Origin of the sequence: Halopseudomonas salina (assembly GCF_014637955.1) — a bacterium.
Taxonomy (GTDB): domain Bacteria; phylum Pseudomonadota; class Gammaproteobacteria; order Pseudomonadales; family Pseudomonadaceae; genus Halopseudomonas; species Halopseudomonas salina.
The window spans coordinates 244901-263295 of sequence record NZ_BMFF01000002.1; the positions used below are offsets into that span (position 1 = coordinate 244901).

The following is an 18395-nucleotide window of genomic DNA, read 5'->3' on the forward strand; positions in this document are numbered from 1 at the left end:
ATACCTATCCACCCGACATATATCCAGTCATATCCCGATACAGGCAGGGCAACACTCTTTTGCAATCCAGGCCCTTGCCGTGAACAGCCCCTGCAGGCTATACAGGGCAGCTAAATACACCGCAGAGACACATCATGCGCAAGCGCCTCGTTCCCCTGCTGATCATTGTTATCGGCGTTATCGGCTTTATCCTCCTCAAGGCCACCCGATCAGTACCGGAACCGGTTACTCCGCAGGAGCGCACCTGGCGTGTCGAGACAATGGTGATCGATCCCGGGGCTCGCCAGCCGAGCCTCACGTTATATGGCCAGCTGGAGTCACCACGGCGCTTCACCGTGGTCGCGCCCATGGCTGGCCGCGTTGATCAGCTGCCGGCACGCGACGGTCAGACGGTTGAGCAAGGCGAATTGCTGGTCGCTCTTGACGAGCGTGACATAGAACCCATGACCCGGCAGGCCGAAGCGGACCTGGCTGACGCCCGCGCTCAGCTCGACAGGGAACAGATCGAGCACGCCAATGACCGCAAGGCACTGGCACTGGAACAGCGCATTCTGGATAACGCGCGCAAGGGACTGGAACGCGTTCAGCAACTGGTCGCGCGTGAACTCGTTTCGCGCACCGAGCTGGAAGGCGCCGAGGACCTGGCAGAACGGGCATCACTCACTATGGCTGTTCGCCAGCGCAGCATCCAGAGCCATGAAGCCCGGCTGGCCGCTCTGCAGGCACGGGTCGAGCGGGCTCGATCGAGCCTCGAGGCCGCGCAACGTGATGCCGAGCGTAGTCGCTTTACGGCACCCTTTCGCGGTGTTGTGGCCGAAGTCCAGGCCGCACCAGGAGATCAGGTGAACAAGAATCAGGCCCTGCTGGACTTCTATCCCGTTGAAGGACTGGAGCTTCGCGCTACCCTGCCACAGATCCACGCCATGGACTTCACCCGAGCGTTAGCGCAGGGGCAGAAACTGGTCGCCCGCAGCCTGGAAACCGAGTCAGAGCTGACCATGACCCTGCAACGTATTGCCGGACAGGCCGACGCTACCGGGGTAGAAGCCATCTTCGTGCTCGACCAGCCTGCACCTGGTCTGCGCCTGGGCAACCTGTTGGCGATCAGCGTACCCAAGCCCGCGGCCCCCGAGAGCATCGCCGTGCCTTACAGCGCCCTGTATGGCAACCGTACCCTGTATGCGCTGCAAGATGGACGCATGGCGCACATCGACGTGGAGCGCATCGGCGAGACGCTGATGGAGAACGGCGAGCGCTGGCTGCTGGTACGGGCTCCCGACCTGACCCCTGGGACGCGGATCATCACGACTCACCTGCCTAACGCCATGCAGGGCCTGAAAGTCGACACCACCTCCGATGCTGCAGCGGAGTCTGCGCAATGAGCCGGAGGACAGGCCCGATCGGCTTTTTCGTACGCCATAAGGTAGCTGCCAACCTGGTCATGCTGATCATGCTGATGGCCGGCGTGCTGGGTCTGATGCGCATGAACATCCAGTTCTTCCCGACCTTCGCGCTGGATTTTGTGACCGTCCAGGTGGTCTGGAGCGGAGCCGCCGCCGAGGATGTCGAGCAGGCAATCACCCAGCCTCTTGAACAGCGCCTGCGCAGTCTGGAAAATCTCAAGTCGATGACCTCGACCTCAGCCCAGGGCATTTCCAGCATTACCCTGGAGTTCAACGAGGACGTCAACGCCATAGTCGCGGTGGACGACACCCGTCAACGGGTCGACGAATTCCGCAACCTGCCTGCCGATGCCGAAGAACCCAAGGTATCGCGCGTTGCCCGCTACGACCCGATCGCGACCCTGCTGGTCTACGGTCCCTACTCCGACCATGAGCTTCGCGCCCTGGCCTATCGCTATGAGCGCGAACTGCTCAGCCGCGGCATTGACCGGATAGAGATCTACGGGCTGCCTGAACAGCAGATCAGTATCGAGGTCCCCAACCAGCAGTTGCAGCAACTGGGCATGTCGCTGGACCAGATCGCTGACCGGGTAGCCGCAGAATCACGTGACCTGCCGGCCGGCCTTGCGGGCGAGCAAGATGCTGCGCGGGAGCTGCGGGCGATCGAACAGCGTCGCGGCCCCGACGAGTTTGCCAACCTGCCGGTTGCCCTGGGCGGGATCAACTATGTCCGTCTGGGCGATATAGCGGAGGTACGCCAGGAAGCCAGACGCAACCAAGTTGAGCTCAATCACCAGGGCTACCCCGCCGTGGAGCTGGCGCTGCAGCGTGCCGAAGATGGTGACTCGCTCGCTTCTGCCGAGATTCTCAGTGACTGGCTGGAAGAGGTCGAACCCACGCTACCGCCGGGCATCAGCATCAATGTTTATGATCAGGCCTGGCAACTGATCAACGACCGGATTGGCCTACTGGTCAATAACGGCGTTGGCGGACTGGTGCTGGTCCTGCTGCTGCTTTATCTGTTCCTACCCGGCCGTGTTGCCCTCTGGGTGGCTGTGGGCATTCCGACTGCCTTTCTGGCCGCACTGGGCGTGTTCTGGCTAATTGGCGGCTCAATCAACATGATCTCGCTGTTTGCGCTGATCATGGCCCTGGGCGTGATCGTTGATGATGCCATCGTGGTCGGCGAGGATGCCGACGCGCACTTTCGCAGCGGCGAGAATCCCGATTACGCATCGGAAGGGGCTGCCAACCGCATGCTTTGGCCGGTGGTGGCATCCTCGCTTACCACCGTTGCCGCCTTCATGCCGCTGCTGGTCGTAGGCGGCATCTTCGGCAATATTCTGGGTGACATTCCGGTGGTGATGATCTGCGTGCTGATCGCCTCGCTGCTGGAATGTTTCGTTGTGCTGCCCCACCACCTGCGTTCGGCCTTCAAACCGGCAGTCGTCAGTACCGGTAACAGTGTGCTGCAACGTGGTGGTCGACGCGTGGACAGCATCCGTCAGGGCTTTGATCGCCACTTTGACCGCTTTCGCGAAGGTCGCTTCCGGCGTTTCTCTCAGCTCACGCTCAGACATCGGGGAGCCACACTGGCCTGCGCCCTCGTGAGCATCATTCTGACCATCGGCCTGATCAGCGGCGGGCGGATCGGCTTCAGTTTCTTCCCTACCCCCGAGCCGCAGGTTATCTATGCCAACGCCAATTTCGTCGCCGGCACGCCGCGGGCCGAGGTTGACCGCTTTGTCGACCACCTGCAGGAAACCCTCAACGCCACCGAGGCATCCTTTGACACGCGCATGATCGAAAACGCGATCGTGCGTCGCGGTGAGGCCATTGGCTCGGCCGGCGCAGGTCGCAAGGGTGATCAACTGGGATCCATTCTGGTAGAGCTGGTGTCACCGGACCATCGCGAGATACGCAACAGCGAGTTCATCCGCGCCTGGCGAGAGCGGATCCGCATGCCCGCTGGAATCGACCAGCTGGTCATTACCGAACGCACCTCCGGCCCGCCCGGCAAGGATGTGAATGTGCGGCTGACCGGCGACACGCCTACCCAGCTCAAGGACGCCGCGGACGCGGTCGGGGTCATGCTAGGCGGGATCGAGGGCGTCATCAGCACTCAGGACGACATGCCCTGGGGCCGAGAACAGCTGGTCTACAGTCTGACGCCCTATGGCCAATCCCTGGGACTGAGCACCCAGAGCCTGGGGCGTCAGTTGCGCGCGGCCTATGACGGTCGTCTTGCGCAGATCTACCAGCAGCAGTCTGATGAGATAGAAGTGCGCGTCCAACTGCCCCGCGAAGAGCGCGAGCACCTGTCCAGCCTGAATGATCTGGCGATCCGCCTGGATGATGGTCGCTTCGTGCCTCTGAACCAGGTGGCACAGTTCGATAGCCGCCAGGGTTTCGATGCGCTTCGCCATGCCGAAGGCCGGCTCGCGGTAGAAGTCACCGCTGACCTGGACTCCACCCAGACAACCGCTGGTGAAGTACTCGCCAGCCTGCAGGAAAATCTCCCGGCCCTGGCCACCCGGTACAACGTGCGTTACAGCTTTGAAGGTCGCTCGGCCGATCAGCGTGACACCCTGGCGGACATGCGCACGGGCCTGATCATCGGCCTGATTCTCATGTACGCCGTACTGGTCTGGGTATTCTCATCATGGAGCACGCCGCTGATCGTGATGGCGGTCATACCCCTGGCGCTGGTTGGTGCGCTGCTCGGCCACTGGGTAATGGGGCTGAACATGACAATTCTGTCGCTGTTCGGACTGTTCGGCCTGTCAGGCATCGTGGTCAACAACTCGATCATTCTGGTGACCTTCTATCAACACCAGCGCAAGACCGGGTTGGGTATCAACGAAGCGCTGAACGAGGCGGTCGTGCAGCGCCTGCGTGCGGTCCTGCTGACCTCGCTGACGACCATCGGCGGCCTGCTGCCCCTGTTGTTCGAGACGTCGTTGCAAGCTCAGTTCCTTATCCCCATGGCAACCTCGATCGCCTTTGGCCTGGGCTTCTCAACCGCCCTGGTACTACTGGTGATTCCGGCGCTGATGTCGGTTCTCGAGGGCTTCAAGCATAGGCGTAGTGCATCTCCCGTGTAAGACAGTAAACGAAAAAGCCCCGCAATAGCGGGGCTTCTGATGTTCACATGTCTGGCCCCACAGGGCACATTCAGAGCATGCTTACTTGACTGTTTCCATGGTCTTGGTAATCGCTGCCACAGCGGCGCCGATATTGCTCAATTCGGCCGGCAGGATCATGGTGTTGTTGGTCTTGGCCAGCTTGCCGAATTCGCGCACATACTGCTCGGCAACGCGCAGCGCGACCGCATCCTTGCCACCCTGGGTGTTGATCGCCTCCGCTACGCGGCGCAGGCCCTCGGCAGTCGCCTCGGCAATCAGCTCAATCTCGCGAGCACGACCTTCAGCTTCGTTTATCTGGCGCTGCTTGTCGGCCTCTGACAGGTTGATGGTTTCCTGCTTCACACCTTCGGAGACGTTGATCTTGGCTTCCCGCTCACCTTCGGATTGGGCAACAACGGCGCGCCTTTCCCGCTCGGCACGCATCTGCTTTTCCAGTGCATCAAGGATGGTGGCCGGCAACTCGATGTCGGCAATCTCGTAACGCAGCACCTTGACGCCCCACGGCTTGGCCGCTTCATCCAGCGCCAGCACCACCTGGGTGTTGATGGTTTCGCGCTCTTCGAAGGTCTTGTCCAGTTCGATCTTGCCCACTACCGAACGCAAAGTAGTCTGTGCCAGCTGCATGGCGGCATACCGATAGTCGTTGATGCCGTAGCTGGCCAGCTTGGCATCGACCACCTGCAGATACAGCACGCCATTGACTACCACCTGAATGTTGTCCTTGGTCACACACGCCTGGCTGGGTACGTCGATCGCCTCTTCCTTGAGCGTGTGCTTGTAGGAAACCCGGTCAACAAAAGGCACCAGTATGTGAAAACCGGCTTCCAGGGTCTTGGCATACTTGCCCAGCCGCTCGACGATAAACGCCGAACGCTGGGGCACGATCCTTGCCGTCTTGGCCAGTGCGATAACAACAAGGGCGAGAATCGCCAGTGAAATGATGGTGGTTATGTCCATATAAAATGCTCCTCAGGGTGTGAAAGGGGATGACAATACAGTCGGTTTCAAGGCTGCTGACGACTCAATTTGAGTACGATGCCATGGTGGCCAACGACCCAGGCATGCTCACCCGCGCGCAGGTGCTCGGTTGACTCGGCATCCCATTTCGCCCCGTTGAGCAATACATCGCCAAAGCCATCAGCGAAATCGGACAAAACCTCGACCCGCGCGCCGATAAAGCCGGCATCATCCTGGTCCGCTACAGCGAGGTCTTCTTCGGTACCCTGCAGCCAACGCTTGAAGTGTCGGCGCAAGGCGAACAGAGCCACCAGACTGAATGCGATAAACAGGCTCAACTGTACCGGAGTGGTTTCCACTACGCCCATCAGGGTCAGTAAACCGACCAACAGGGCTCCAATTCCGAAAAATGCGGCGATCAGGCCTGGAACGAAAAACTCGGAAGCAAGCAAGGCCAGGCCAAACAACAGCCAGAACCCATATCCGTTGATAAAAGTGCTCTCCAGCATGATACAGCTCCTGTGTAACTGTGTTGCGGTGGCATGAGATTATCAGATTGTGGCCAGCGAAACCCTCTGATCATGTTTCCGGGGAAAAGGAGTGTCGATCTACGGCCCGCATGCCTGTTCTAAGGCTCGGCCAAGAGACCCTTCCAGAGCGAAGTCGGCCGGGGTGGCCTGGGGGACTCGATTTGTTATGCTGCTTAAAGAGCCTCAAGGAACCCGCCCATGCCGTATAACCGTTTTTTGTTCGTTGTTTTCGCACTGTTGACCAGCTTCTCCATGCCGGCAAACGCACAGACCCAAGAGACTGTCCTGCGGGTTGGCATCACCGCAGTGCCGCCCTTTGTGATGACCGACGCCGATGGGAATTGGGAGGGCATCAGCATTGACCTGTGGCGCACCATAGCCGAGGACCTGGGGCAGGACTATGAGTTCGTTGAACTGAGCTTCGAGCAGCTTCTCGACGGCGTGGAATCCGGCAATGTTGACATTGCTGTCGGGGCATTGACCATGACCGCTGACCGTGAGTCACGCTTCGACTTCGCCCATCCGTTCTACCAGACAGGCCTCTCGATAGGTGTCCCGCACAACCCATCCGGAGGATTGTGGCAAAGCTTTCGCGCGCTGTTCACCTGGCAATTTGCCAGCTTGATAGGCAGCCTGGGCCTGCTGCTGCTCTTTGTCGGCGTCCTGCTTTGGCTGGTCGAGAGGCGTCGCAACCCCGAACAGTTTGGTGGCACGCCGATTGAAGGAATCGGTTCCAGCTTCTGGTGGGCAGCCGTCACCATGACCACCGTCGGCTATGGTGACAAGGCGCCCACGTCGCTTCCCGGTCGCTTGATCGCCCTGGTATGGATGTTTGCTGGCTTGATCATGGTGGCCAGCTTCACCGCGGCAATCACCTCTTCACTGACGGTGAGCAACCTGCAACGTCATATTGAGGGCCCCCTTGATTTGCCTGGCAATACCGTAGCAACCATTGCCAACACCGCCAGCGCCCGCTTTCTCAAGGAGGAGCGAATCCGCCACGAGACTTATCCTGATCTGACAACCGCCATGCAGGCTGTCGCCCGCGAAGAGGTCGATGCTGTCGTCTACGACCGAGCGCTGATGCAGTATCGCAACCAACAGCTTGGCAACCATCGCCTGGATATTCTGCCAGCCGTTTTCGAACAGCAGCTGTACGCCTTCGCACTACCCAGCGGCAGCCCGAACCGCGCGGCGATTGCCCAGCAGGTATTACGGGTAACCGAGTCACCGGAATGGGAAACCCTGCTACAGCGCTATCTGGGGCGTTGAGCGAGCTATAAAAAGGTTAAATCGATACTCTGAATTGCCATTCATCGGATAAATTCGATGAATGGTGGCGAGTCAGAGCCGTCGACTATTCGGTCATAAAAGATGCGGACAAGTCAGAAGCACATCCAGCGCCTGCTCACCTTCTGCTCCCACAGCCCAGTGTCTATGCTGCTCCAGCGATATGTCAGATGTTGTCGCTTACAAGAAAAACAATGCTTCAAGACACAGGACACAATCAATGCACAGAAAAACCCGGCTATCCATCGCCCTGGGTATCGTCGCCACCGTGGCCATTTGTGGTCAGGCACAGGCAGCGGGCTACACCCAGACCAAATACCCCATTCTGCTTACCCACGGCATGCTCGGCTTCGACAAACTGCTGGGCGTGAATTACTGGTATGGGATTCCTTCCGCCCTACGCAGCGGCGGCGCCAGCGTATACAGCACTACCGTCAGCCAGCTCGACACCTCGGAAAAGCGCGGTGAACAATTGCTTGCCCAGGTGGAAGACATCGTTGCCATCACCGGCAAGAGGAAGGTCAATCTGATTGGCCACAGCCATGGTGGCCCGACAATCCGCTACGTTGCAGCAGTGCGGCCGGATCTGGTTGCCTCAGTCACCAGCGTGGGCGCACCACATAAGGGCTCCAAGGCCGCGGATTTTATCCGCAATGTGCCTGAGGGTTCTGCCGGAGAAGCCATGCTGGCCGGCATCGTCAACGGTCTGGGCTCGCTGATCAACTTCTTGTCTGGCAGCAATACCAGCAGCCCACAGAATGCTCTGGGTACGCTGGAGTCACTGAATTCGGTGGGTGCGGCGCGGTTCAATGCGCGCTTCCCCCAGGGTCTGCCAACCAGTGCCTGCGGTCAGGGCGCCTATTCCGTGAATGGCGTGCGGTACTACTCCTGGGGTGGCACCAGCCCACTCACCAACGTGTTTGACGTGTCGGATGCACTGCTTGGGGCTACTTCCCTGACCTTCGGCTTTGAAGCCAATGATGGCCTGGTAGGGCGCTGCAGTTCGCATCTGGGCATGGTGATCCGCGACAACTATCGGATGAATCACCTTGATGAAGTCAACCAGATGTTCGGTCTGACCAGCATCTTCGAGACCAACCCGGTATCGGTTTACCGGCAGCACGCCAACCGGCTGCGCAACGCAGGCCTGTAAACCTGCGAAAAGCGGTCGGTCCACCCCGGGCCGGCCGCTACTCCAAACCCTTTCAGACTGTGCGGAGAGTCGATGCGATTCCTTATATATGCGCCCTTTCTGGTCGCCGCTTTGCTGCTGGGCTGGCATTATCTGGCTCCCAAACCATCCGTTGAACAGGTCGCGACCGAGATAGCACCCCCTGTATCCAAACCTGTAACACCGCCATTGCTTACTATACAGGCCGCTCAATCTCTTCCGCCCCCGGCCGCCGCATCACAACAGGGGACCGAAGTGGACGGCATGCTCGAAGTCGATCAGCAGGGCAACCTGTTAATTACCGAACAGCTTCGTCACCTGTTCGATTACCACTACACCACGGTGGGCGAAGTCAGCTTCGAGCAGGCCACCGCCAATATCCGTCAGCATCTGCGTGGCCAATTGCAACAGCCCGCATTAGCCCAGGCTCTGGCGTTGCTGGATGATTACATAGCGTACAAGACAGCACTGGTCGAGCTTGAGCAGGCCTACCCGGTCATCGCTGATATCGATGGAATACGTGCCCGCAGTGACGCGGTACAACGGCTGCGCGCCGAGATATTCAGCGCCGAGGCGCACCGGGCGTTTTTTGCCGCCGAAGAGATATATGATCAGTTCAGCCTCGCGCGTCTGGCCATCATGCACGACGCCAACATCCCTGCTGAAGACAAGGGCGCGATGATTGAAAGCCTGCGTCAGGGCCTGCCGGAGGATATGCAGGATCTACTGGTGCCGCAGATCCATCAGGTGTTGACCGAACAGACGCAAACGCTGCAAGCGCAAGGTGCCGATGCGGCCCGGATCCGCGAACTGCGCATGTCGCTGGTGGGGCCGCAAGCTACTGGCCGGCTCGAAACCCTGGATGCCCAGCGCCAGCAGTGGCGTCAGCGGGTGGATGAATTCAACGCCGAGCGCCGGACAATTGTCGAGCACCCCGGGCTGGCTGAAGCGGACAAAGACCAGGCGATCGAGGAATTGGCCGCACAGCGTTTTGCCCCAAACGAGCGACTGCGTCTGACATCCCTTGTGGACAACGCTGACAGCGAGAACCTGGACAGACCCTGAAACAGCTTGCAGCCACAATTTTTTACCGGGCGCGCATACTGAGTTTACAACCTGACCTGGTGGAGCAAGCCCATGCGCGCGGACGAATTTCTCAAGAAGTACGGTCTTGATGGCGACGATGATGACCTCAAGGACACCAGTCTGCGCGGCAAGTCACTCGAGCGCGCCCTGCATCCGGGTCGACCCCATGCCGGTACGCCACACGACTGGGAAGATTGGGAGAAATTCCGCGCCGAGGAGCAGGCCAAAGCAAAGCAAAACCCGCCGGCAAAAACCGACGAAGAGCCGGGCAGTGTTTAACCCTGCCCGGCCAACAGGCTGGCAGGGCCTGCTGCTGTTGACCAGTCTCTGCGCCGGTCTGGCCCATGGGATGACGGCTGTATCTCCGGCCGACATGCTCGAATGGGAACGCCGTGACTTTGCCGCACCCACCGAGTACCAACTAGGCCAATACGCAGGTACGACCGCACTCCAGGCAAGCTGTAGCAACGCTGCTTCGGCCCTCTATCTGGAGCAGTCCATTGACTTGCGAAAGACGCCGGTTCTGGAATGGTCCTGGGCAATTGAAAAGGTATTCACAGGGATAGACGAAACAAAGAAGAGCGGCGATGACTATCCGGTACGGCTCTATGTGGTAAAGGATGGCGGGTTATTGCCCTGGCGTACCCGCGCCGTGAATTACGTCTGGTCGAGCAATCAGGCCATTGGCGCGGTGTGGGACAACGCCTATGCCGGTCAGGCCAAGATTCTGGCACTGCGCAGCGGCGCTCCCAAAGGATCTGACCGGCAATTTGCTACAGAGCGACGCAATGTACGGGAAGATTTCGCGAACCTGCATGGCGTGGAACTCGACACCATCGATGGCCTGGCAATCATGACCGATTGCGATGACAGCGGCCAGCCGATCACCGGCTGGTACGGTGACATCAACTGGCTGCCCGAGAGCGACTGAATAGCCCTGGCTGTGCCCCCTACTTGGGCATCCAGACGCCATTTAGCTGAATATATTGACCCGAGGGAGTGCGCTCCAGCGCCTTCTTGCCGGCAATTGCTTCGACGTCCCGCAGCTTGATGCCGTTTTCCGCCGCAAGCCGCTGATACTCTGCTCGCCTGGCCTCGTTGATCAGCCGGGCAATCTCCGCCGCATCGCCCCCCGGGCTGACCACACCTACATAACCATCCGGGCGTTCGCCCAGCAAACCCGCAGCCTTGGCCTCGGGCAGAGCGCCCATCGCCTGATTGAGACTCAGGGCCCAGGTAGGAGAAGCCACCAGCAGGGCTGCGGCCAGTAGTAACAACCGAATACTCATGCGCATGTTATCGCCCTCTTAGAACAAGCCACTGGATTCACTGAACAGGTCATCCAGTTCACGATCTACCTTGATGTAGATTTCATGCTGGATCTTCACGTTCAGATTGATATTGATTGGCTCGGTGGGAGCCTGGACCTTGACGGTAGGGGTGCAACCCGCCAATAACCCGATCGTCAGTGCCATAACCGGTAACAGATGCCATCGCATGCTGGTGACTCCTTCGGACAATGGGTGTCATGGATCCGCGGGCTGCTTGAGCAGCCGCTGCCTGACCCGCTCCTGGATGATTTCACTTACCTTGCCGCTGAGCTGCAGGCTTGCCAGCAACGCGGGAATGTCTTCTTCCAGTCGAATATTCAGATGAATCGGTCGGCCGTCCTGCAACGCCGGATTACGTCCCTGCAACTCCAGACCCAATACGAGTATACCCCCTTCGCCATAAGTTACATCGGCGTTGAGGAGGTCATAGTGGAAATCGTCCAGCGCTAGGGCTACCTGCCGCATACCGGGTGTACTTTCGGCCAGATCCTCGAGTTTGGCCGATCGGTATTGCAGAAAGCCCCCCGGTTCGCGCGCGCCGAGCTGTCCCTCTTCGATCACCAACGCGCCATCGACCAGGGTCAATGGGAGGCGGCCATCAAGTGTCCCACCTCCGCGAAGGCCCTCGGCCGGATAGACCTCAAACAGACGATCGAGTTCCAGCCCACTAATGTCGACCATCATTGCATGCCGCTGTTCAGTCAGATCCAGCACAGCAGGCTCCAACCTTACCTGACCACCGAGCACATCCAGCTGCGCCTGTTCGATTCTCAGCAGGCCAGCCCCTACTCTGTCCATGTGCGCAGAGTAATGCAGGTCAGCGCTCAGCGGCCCCATGGCGATTCCCGGGTCCAGGGCAGCGAGCATCAGTGTGGGCATATCGAGTTGCAGCCTGTCCCCGGCAAGATCAATGTTGATCCGGGTGCTTAGGCTCTGAAAGGTAGCGCGATCATAGATACCGGCTGCGTTATCGAGCGTCAAGTGACCGTTGGCATGTTCCATAGCCGGATTACCCCGCAGACTGACCTCGCCCTGCAACCGCCCGCTACCGAGAGTGAGCAGTTCCGGCCAAAGAGCCAGGGTTGCCGAAAGGGGATCACCCGCGCGCAGAAAGGTAGACTCAAGCTTTACATCCGCTCGCCAGGGCTCGCTGACCGGCCAATTGAACCCCAGAGCGAGCCCAAGTTCGCTGGCGGAAGCCGCGGTGCCCTGCCAACGCAAGCCGGCGTTATCTCGGGCAAGGGTGCCTTGCAAGATCCAGCCCTGGGGTTTGAGCATGGCATGTTCGACCCGTCCGGCGCGGATGCTAACCGGCCCATTGGCGGCAACAGCGGCCGGGTCTGCAAGCAGAGCCTGCAGCGCGAGTCCGGCCAGATCAGCACGCACGTCGGTGAGTACAAACATGTCCTGTAGCCGCACGCGGCCCAGCGTCACCATTGCGCCCGAACCCAGCTCCAAAGCCAGCTCGTGAGCATCCAGGCGACCGGATATGTTGCCATCAAACATCAACTGATCCAGATCCAACGCATCCAGTTGATAATTCGGCACCTCTACACGTAAACGCATGGCATCCCACTGTGCCTGCCATTCCGGCAGCGAGGCAATGGTCACGGGACCCGCCAGTTGCGCAGTGAGCGGCCCCGCCACCTCCAATTGAATGACCAAAGGCAGATGGCTGGTCCAGGCCAGTTGGCTATCGGCCTGGGCTTCGACACTGAGATTGATGGCTCTGGGACGTACCTGCGCTGGCAGGGTCGCCAGGGCAGGCACAGTCAGCGCCTCCAGCATCAGCAGGCCAGTACCCTCGCGGAATTGCCAGAGGCCCGCATCGCCAAGCAGATCCAGAGTCAATTCGCCCTGCACCTCGCCCAGGTCCGGTATCTGCCACGCATCGGCAAGCGTTGCAGCCGCATAGAGCTCAACCGCCCCCGAGAGCATATCTGCCAGCGTCTGCGGCGGCTTCGTGGGCGCCATAAGCCAACGTATCTCGCCACGCAGCCCCGTCGGCAGCGAGCCTACAGGTAACTGAGCGCCTCCAAGCCAGGGCTCGACATAGGTCAGCAGCCAGTCCGCCTGTGGCCATTCAGGCACAGTCAACGTGCCCTGGGAACGGGGCACCGACGACTCACCGTAAAGCCACTCAGCCTGCAGTTCGGCGGCCTGCTGATCGGCTAATCGAAGCGTCAGATCCGCCTGCAAACCCTCTGTATCACTATTCAGATAGCCGTGCAGATGAACGCCGCCTTCCTCTGCCAACAGGGCAAGGTCAACCAGAAAGCCGGCCGCGGCTTCGCGCTCGATCGTCACCGCACCCTCGAGCGTGCAACGCCTTTCACCGCAAGGCACGCTCATAGCAAGCTGTTCAATCGCCAGCACGCGTGACGGCAGCCACTGCAGTGTTGCCGCCAGTTGTTGGACGTCAGGCATGCTGAGGGTGCGACTGGTGGAAGGCGCTGCGGTCGGCTGCCATTCCAACTGCAAATGGTCCGCCTGGAATGCAGCGAGGCGCGGCCCTCCCGACCAGGCTGGGGCGATGCGCAACGCCCGGGCGTGGATCTGCAGCTGTGCACCACTGGCGTCGGTATACCGCCCGGCAACACGTTCCAGTTGCAACCCTCCGTCTGACCAGCCGACACCCGCCCAGTCAAACTGGTCGATACCGGCAGCGGTGAGGCGTTGTTGCATCAACAATACCGCGGCAAACGCGAGCGCGAGCAACAGCACGACAAGGACTGCCAACAACCGAACTCCCAAACGCATGAAAGCAAATCTCCCTATCGAGCCTGTCTGCACATCTTGCCCCGCTGGCGAGGGCCTGAGCCGTTACCCTATACTGCCACCTGTAACGGAACAGACCAGCGTCGACTAACCGCAGGGTAGCAGCTCTTGCTCGATGCCGGCCCACCAACAGAATAATAACGAGCGCCAGATGCCAGATCCTTCGACGCAGGCAGAACAACCGACTTCAACCGTGACCGGCAATGGCAGTCATTCAACCCACAGCCATCCGCTGATCGGGGTTCTGCTCGCCGCGTTGTGCGCCTGGGTTCTCATGAGCCTGTTTCAGGCCTACAAGCCCTTGCCCGAAGGCCTGTCTGTCAGTACTCCGCTGCGCGAGGCCCGGGGACTGGAGCTGCTTGATGATCGCACCTTTGTTGTCAATGGCGACGAGCGGATCAGTGACCAGCAGGTCTTCAACAAAATTCTGCGGTTGATCGCCCAGGCCCGCCAGTTGGTCGTGGTGGACATGTTCCTCTACAACGAGTTTGCGGGCGAGTCCAGCTACCAGCCGCTCACCGCCCAACTCACCGATGCGCTGCTCGCTGCGCGGCAGCAACATCCCGATATGCCCATCGTGCTGATCACCGATCCGTTCAATACGCTCTACGGCGGCTTGCCCGCAACCCACCTGGAAAAACTGCGCGCCTCGGGAGTCGACGTGGTGATGTCCGATGTCAATGCACTGCCGGCATCCAACCCGGTCTGGTCTGGCCTCTGGCATCTATGCTGTCGACATGTCGGGAACAGCAGCGAAGGCGGCTGGCTACCCAATCCCGTCGGCGAGGGCGATGTCACCCTGCGCAGCTATCTGGCGCTGCTCAACTTTCGCGCCAACCACCGCAAGACACTGATCGTTGATGAGGGCGACAGCTGGGCAGGCCTGGTGACCTCGGCCAACCCCCATGACGCCAGCAGCCGCCACAGCAACAACGCTCTGGTGTTGCGCGGCGCCGCGGCATTGGACCTGCTGGCCACCGAGATGTCGGTAATGGCTTTCTCGGGAAACGCCCCGACGTTTGCAATACCCCAGCCACCACCCGCCCTCGCGAATCCGGAAGGCCCCCTGGTGCAGGTTCTGACCGAAGGGAAAATTCGTGATGCATTACTGACGCTGATCGACAGCAGCGTCGCCGGGGACCAACTGGACATGGAAGTGTTCTATCTGTCCCACCGTCCGACCATCGAGGCACTGGTGCGCGCCAGCGACCGCGGGGTCAAGGTGCGTGCGATGCTGGACCCGAACAAGGATGCGTTCGGGCGCGAAAAAGGCGGCGTACCCAATCGTCAGGCCGGCTGGGACTTGCATGAGGCCGGTATTCCCGTGCGCTGGTGTGCCACCCGCGGCGAGCAATGCCACCGCAAATGGATCCAGCTGAAACGGGCCGATGGCAGCGCGGAGATGATCATCGGCTCGGCCAACTTTACTAGGCGCAACCTTGACGACCTGAATCTGGAAACCAGCGCGCGGGTGGTAGCCGATTCACAAGTCCCTGTCATGCAGCGCGCACAGGCATTATTCGAGCGGAACTGGAGCAATCACGAGGGCCACCTATACAGCCAGCCCTACGCGGATTTTGCCGACCACTCACGCTGGCGCTACGCACTCTACCGATTCATGGAGTTCACCGGCCTGTCGACGTTCTAGCGCCCTCGGCGCAGCTGCAAGCTTCAAGCTTCAAGCGGCAAGCGGCAAGCTAAAACCCCAAACCCCAAACCCCAAACCCCAAACTCAGATCCGCTTTTGCTTTTGCTTGTAGCTTGTAGCTTGTAGCTTGCAGCTTGTAGCTTGTAGCTTGCAGCTTGTAGCTTGTGGCTTGTGGCTTGTGGCTTGTGGCTAGCTTGCGAGCTCCGCGAAACAGTCGGCGATAATATCCATACCCTGCTGGACCTCTGGATCCGTGGCGGTCAGGGGCACCAGAATGCGGATGACGTTGCCGTACTGGCCGCAGGACAGCAGGATAAGCCCCTTTTCCCGCGCGCGGGCGACCAATTGGGCGGCCAGGTTCGGATCTGGTCGGCATTGGTCGTCAAACAGTTCGCAGGCCATCATTGCACCCAGGCCACGGACCTCGGCAATACGCTTGTCATCCTGGGCAATCGCCCGCAGGCGTGAGCCAATCATCTCGCCCAGGGTGCGGCTGCGCGCCAGCAGGTTTTCCTCTTCAAACACCTCCAGCACCGCCAGGGCTGCAGCGCAGGCCACCGGACTGCCTGCGTAGGTACCACCCAGACCGCCCGGGCCAATGGCATCCATCAGCTCTGCCTTGCCACACACCCCGGCCAGCGGAAAGCCGCCGGCAATCGATTTGGCGAAGGTGGTCAGATCCGGCGCAACACCGCTCTGTTCCATCGCAAAAAAGGTGCCGGTACGCCCAGCCCCGCTTTGCACTTCGTCTGCCACCAGAACAATGCCGTGTAAATCACACAGCTGGCGTAACTGCCCCATGAACGCAGGACTGGCCACGTGAAAACCGCCTTCTCCCTGTACGGGCTCGATCACTATGGCGGCGATATCCCGTGGCTCGGCGTCGTTCTTGAAGATACGTTCGATACTGGCGATCGCATCAGCGTCACTCACCCCATGCAGCGCACAGGGGAACTGGGCCCGATAAACGCCACCGGGCATCAGCCCCATACCCGCGGAATAGGGCGCGACCTTGCCATTCATCGACAGGGTCATCATGGTGCGGCCGTGATAGCCCCCGGTAAAGGCAATCACCCCGGCCCTGCCAGTGGCAGCGCGGGCGATCTTGACCGCATTTTCCAGCGCCTCGGAGCCCGTGGTCACCAACAGGGTTTTCTTGGCAAAGTCGCCTGGCACCAATGCATTCAGTTTTTCGCACAACGCCACATAGGGCTCATACGCCAGCACCTGGAAACAGGTGTGCGTGTAATGTTCGAGCTGACGTTTGACCGCGTCCATGACCCTGGGATGACGGTGGCCGGTATTAAGCACGGCAATCCCACCGGCAAAATCAATATACTGCCGGCCCTCGACATCCCACACGGTGGCATTTTCCGCACGTTCGACGAAGACCGGATGAATCTGACCCACACCCCGGGCAACAGCTGCATTGCGGCGCTGCATCAGGGTTTCGTTGCTTTTACTCATCACTCACCTCACACACAGTCAGATGAAATCCCGGGTCAGATTCCGCCCAGGCACAGGTATTTGATTTCCACGTATTCTTCGATGCCGTATTTGGAACCCTCGCGGCCCAGACCGGAGGATTTCATGCCACCGAATGGCGCTACTTCGGTGGAAATAAGCCCCGTGTTGATACCCACCATGCCGTATTCCAGCGCCTCGGCTACCCGGAAAGCACGGCTCAGATCCCGCGCATAGAAATAGGCGGCCAGACCGAATTCGGTGTCGTTGGCCTGGCGAACCACATCGGCCTCGTCGTTGAAGCGGAACAAAGGCGCCAGGGGGCCAAAGGTTTCCTCACGCGCCACCAACATGCTGCTGTCAATATCAGCAAGGACCGTGGGCTCGAAGAAAAAACCGCCCAGGGCATGTGGCTGCCCGCCAACCAGTACGCGGGCGCCCTTGCCGGTGGCGTCTGCAAGGTGCTGCTGCACCTTGTTTACGGCCGCCGCATTGATAAGCGGGCCGGTAGTAACGCCATCGTCAGCGCCATTACCTACCTTCAATTTGTTTACTGCCGCAACCAGCTTCTCGGCAAAGGCGTCGTACACGCCATCCTGCACATAGATGCGGTTGGCGCAGACACAGGTCTGACCGGCGTTGCGGTACTTGGAAATCATCGCGCCCTCTACTGCCGCATCCAGATCGGCATCATCAAACACGATAAAGGGCGCGTTGCCGCCCAGCTCCAGAGACAATTTCTTCAGCGTAGGCGCGCATTGCTCCATCAACTTGATACCAACTCCGGTAGAGCCGGTGAACGACAGTTTGCGCACAATCGGGTTGGCGCAAAGCTCGCCACCCACGGCGATGGCCTGCTCGGCGTCCGCGGTCACTACACTCAAGAGTCCGGCGGGCAGACCGGCCTGCTCGGCCAGAGCCACCAGCGCCAATGCGGAGAACGGCGTCTGCGGCGCGGGCTTGAGAACCATCGCGCAACCAGCCGCAAGAGCGGGGGCCGCCTTGCGGGTGATCATCGCAGCGGGGAAATTCCAGGGGGTAATGGCCGCGGTAACGCCCACCGGCTCTTTCTGCACAATGATGCGCTTGTCCGCTTGATGACCGGGGATAGTATCGCCGTAGACACGCTTGGCTTCCTCGGCAAACCACTCGATAAAGGAGGCTGCGTAGGCAACCTCCCCGCGTGCTTCGGCCAATGGCTTACCCTGTTCGGCGGTCATGATCTGCGCCAGATCTTCCTGGTGCGTCATCATCAGCTCGAACCACTTGCGCAATACCGCGGAACGCTCCTTGGCGGTGCGCTTGCGCCAGGCTGGCTGAGCTGCTCGCGCAGCTTCAATTGCCCTGCGAGTTTCCGCCGCTCCCATGTTTGGCACGCTCCCCAGACGCTCGGCATTGGCCGGGTTGAAGATTTCGGTGCGCGCACCATTGTCAGCCTCGCACCAACGACCGTCGATATGGGCTTGCTGGCGAAACAGGTCTGGGGATTGCAGTTGCATGGAGGCTCCTCGCAGGGGTAAAACGCAACGTCAGGCGTAACGCATTTACCACATAGATGTTTGAAATTTCAAACATGCTAAGTCGCGCGAGA

General features: G+C 60.0%; 15 protein-coding genes. 8 read left to right on the top strand and 7 right to left on the bottom strand.

The genetic code is table 11. The features are described from left to right. Nucleotides 1–134: 134 nt before the first annotated feature. Together IEV54_RS05045 and IEV54_RS05050 are read left to right on the top strand one after the other, a co-directional pair. Nucleotides 135–1382: an efflux RND transporter periplasmic adaptor subunit gene (locus tag IEV54_RS05045; protein WP_150276252.1), complete on the top strand. Its 1248-nt coding sequence runs from the start codon at nucleotides 135–137 to the stop codon at nucleotides 1380–1382. Next, a complete protein-coding gene (locus IEV54_RS05050; protein ID WP_150276253.1) occupies nucleotides 1379–4507 on the top strand; it encodes an efflux RND transporter permease subunit in 3129 nt (1042 codons plus the stop codon). Before IEV54_RS05045 ends, IEV54_RS05050 begins: the two co-directional genes overlap by 4 nt. Before the next feature lie 81 nt (nucleotides 4508–4588). Here the strand turns inward: IEV54_RS05050 and IEV54_RS05055 are convergent, their stop codons facing one another. After that, a complete protein-coding gene (locus tag IEV54_RS05055; RefSeq protein ID WP_150276254.1) occupies nucleotides 4589–5506 on the bottom strand; it encodes an SPFH domain-containing protein in 918 nt (305 codons plus the stop codon). 47 nt (nucleotides 5507–5553) lie between these two features. Beyond that, nucleotides 5554–6015 (bottom strand): NfeD family protein, encoded by a 462-nt coding sequence (locus IEV54_RS05060; RefSeq protein WP_150276255.1) that lies wholly within the window; start codon nucleotides 6013–6015, stop codon nucleotides 5554–5556. Nucleotides 6016–6234: 219 nt separating this feature from the next. Between IEV54_RS05060 and IEV54_RS05065 the strand changes: the two genes are divergently transcribed. From IEV54_RS05065 to IEV54_RS05085, 5 genes are all read left to right on the top strand, one after another. Beyond that, a complete protein-coding gene (locus tag IEV54_RS05065) occupies nucleotides 6235–7308 on the top strand; it encodes a transporter substrate-binding domain-containing protein (protein WP_223825347.1) in 1074 nt (357 codons plus the stop codon). A gap of 238 nt (nucleotides 7309–7546) precedes the next feature. Continuing rightward, complete coding sequence (locus tag IEV54_RS05070; protein ID WP_150276256.1) at nucleotides 7547–8479, top strand: triacylglycerol lipase; 933 nt, start codon at nucleotides 7547–7549, stop codon at nucleotides 8477–8479. A 72-nt stretch (nucleotides 8480–8551) separates the two neighbouring features. Then, nucleotides 8552–9562, top strand: coding sequence for a lipase secretion chaperone (locus IEV54_RS05075; RefSeq protein WP_150276257.1), 1011 nt, complete (start codon nucleotides 8552–8554; stop codon nucleotides 9560–9562). 72 nt (nucleotides 9563–9634) lie between these two features. Beyond that, nucleotides 9635–9862, top strand: a complete 228-nt coding sequence (locus IEV54_RS05080) for a hypothetical protein (protein WP_188434357.1) — start codon at nucleotides 9635–9637, stop codon at nucleotides 9860–9862. Beyond that, the gene (locus IEV54_RS05085) at nucleotides 9855–10514 is read left to right on the top strand and encodes a DUF3047 domain-containing protein (RefSeq protein ID WP_188434329.1); all 660 of its coding nucleotides are present in this window, start codon (nucleotides 9855–9857) and stop codon (nucleotides 10512–10514) included. Before IEV54_RS05080 ends, IEV54_RS05085 begins: the two co-directional genes overlap by 8 nt. A gap of 19 nt (nucleotides 10515–10533) precedes the next feature. On the opposite strand, the gene IEV54_RS05090 is transcribed toward IEV54_RS05085, so the two are convergent. From IEV54_RS05090 to IEV54_RS05100, 3 genes are read right to left on the bottom strand one after another with little or no spacing between them, the layout of a single operon-like run. After that, complete coding sequence (locus tag IEV54_RS05090) at nucleotides 10534–10878, bottom strand: YdbL family probable chaperone protein (RefSeq protein WP_150276259.1); 345 nt, start codon at nucleotides 10876–10878, stop codon at nucleotides 10534–10536. 12 nt (nucleotides 10879–10890) lie between these two features. Next, nucleotides 10891–11082 (bottom strand): YnbE family lipoprotein, encoded by a 192-nt coding sequence (locus IEV54_RS05095; protein ID WP_150276260.1) that lies wholly within the window; start codon nucleotides 11080–11082, stop codon nucleotides 10891–10893. Nucleotides 11083–11109: 27 nt separating this feature from the next. Further along, nucleotides 11110–13674 (bottom strand): intermembrane phospholipid transport YdbH family protein, encoded by a 2565-nt coding sequence (locus tag IEV54_RS05100; protein ID WP_150276261.1) that lies wholly within the window; start codon nucleotides 13672–13674, stop codon nucleotides 11110–11112. A gap of 169 nt (nucleotides 13675–13843) precedes the next feature. Between IEV54_RS05100 and IEV54_RS05105 the strand changes: the two genes are divergently transcribed. Then, on the top strand, nucleotides 13844–15340 hold the full coding sequence (locus tag IEV54_RS05105; protein ID WP_150276262.1) for a phospholipase D-like domain-containing protein: 1497 nt from the start codon (nucleotides 13844–13846) through the stop codon (nucleotides 15338–15340). 189 nt (nucleotides 15341–15529) lie between these two features. Here the strand turns inward: IEV54_RS05105 and gabT are convergent, their stop codons facing one another. Further along, nucleotides 15530–16807, bottom strand: a complete 1278-nt coding sequence (gene gabT / locus IEV54_RS05110; protein ID WP_150276263.1) for a 4-aminobutyrate--2-oxoglutarate transaminase — start codon at nucleotides 16805–16807, stop codon at nucleotides 15530–15532. 35 nt (nucleotides 16808–16842) lie between these two features. After that, complete coding sequence (gene gabD / locus IEV54_RS05115; protein WP_150276264.1) at nucleotides 16843–18303, bottom strand: NADP-dependent succinate-semialdehyde dehydrogenase; 1461 nt, start codon at nucleotides 18301–18303, stop codon at nucleotides 16843–16845. Nucleotides 18304–18395: the final 92 nt, after the last annotated feature.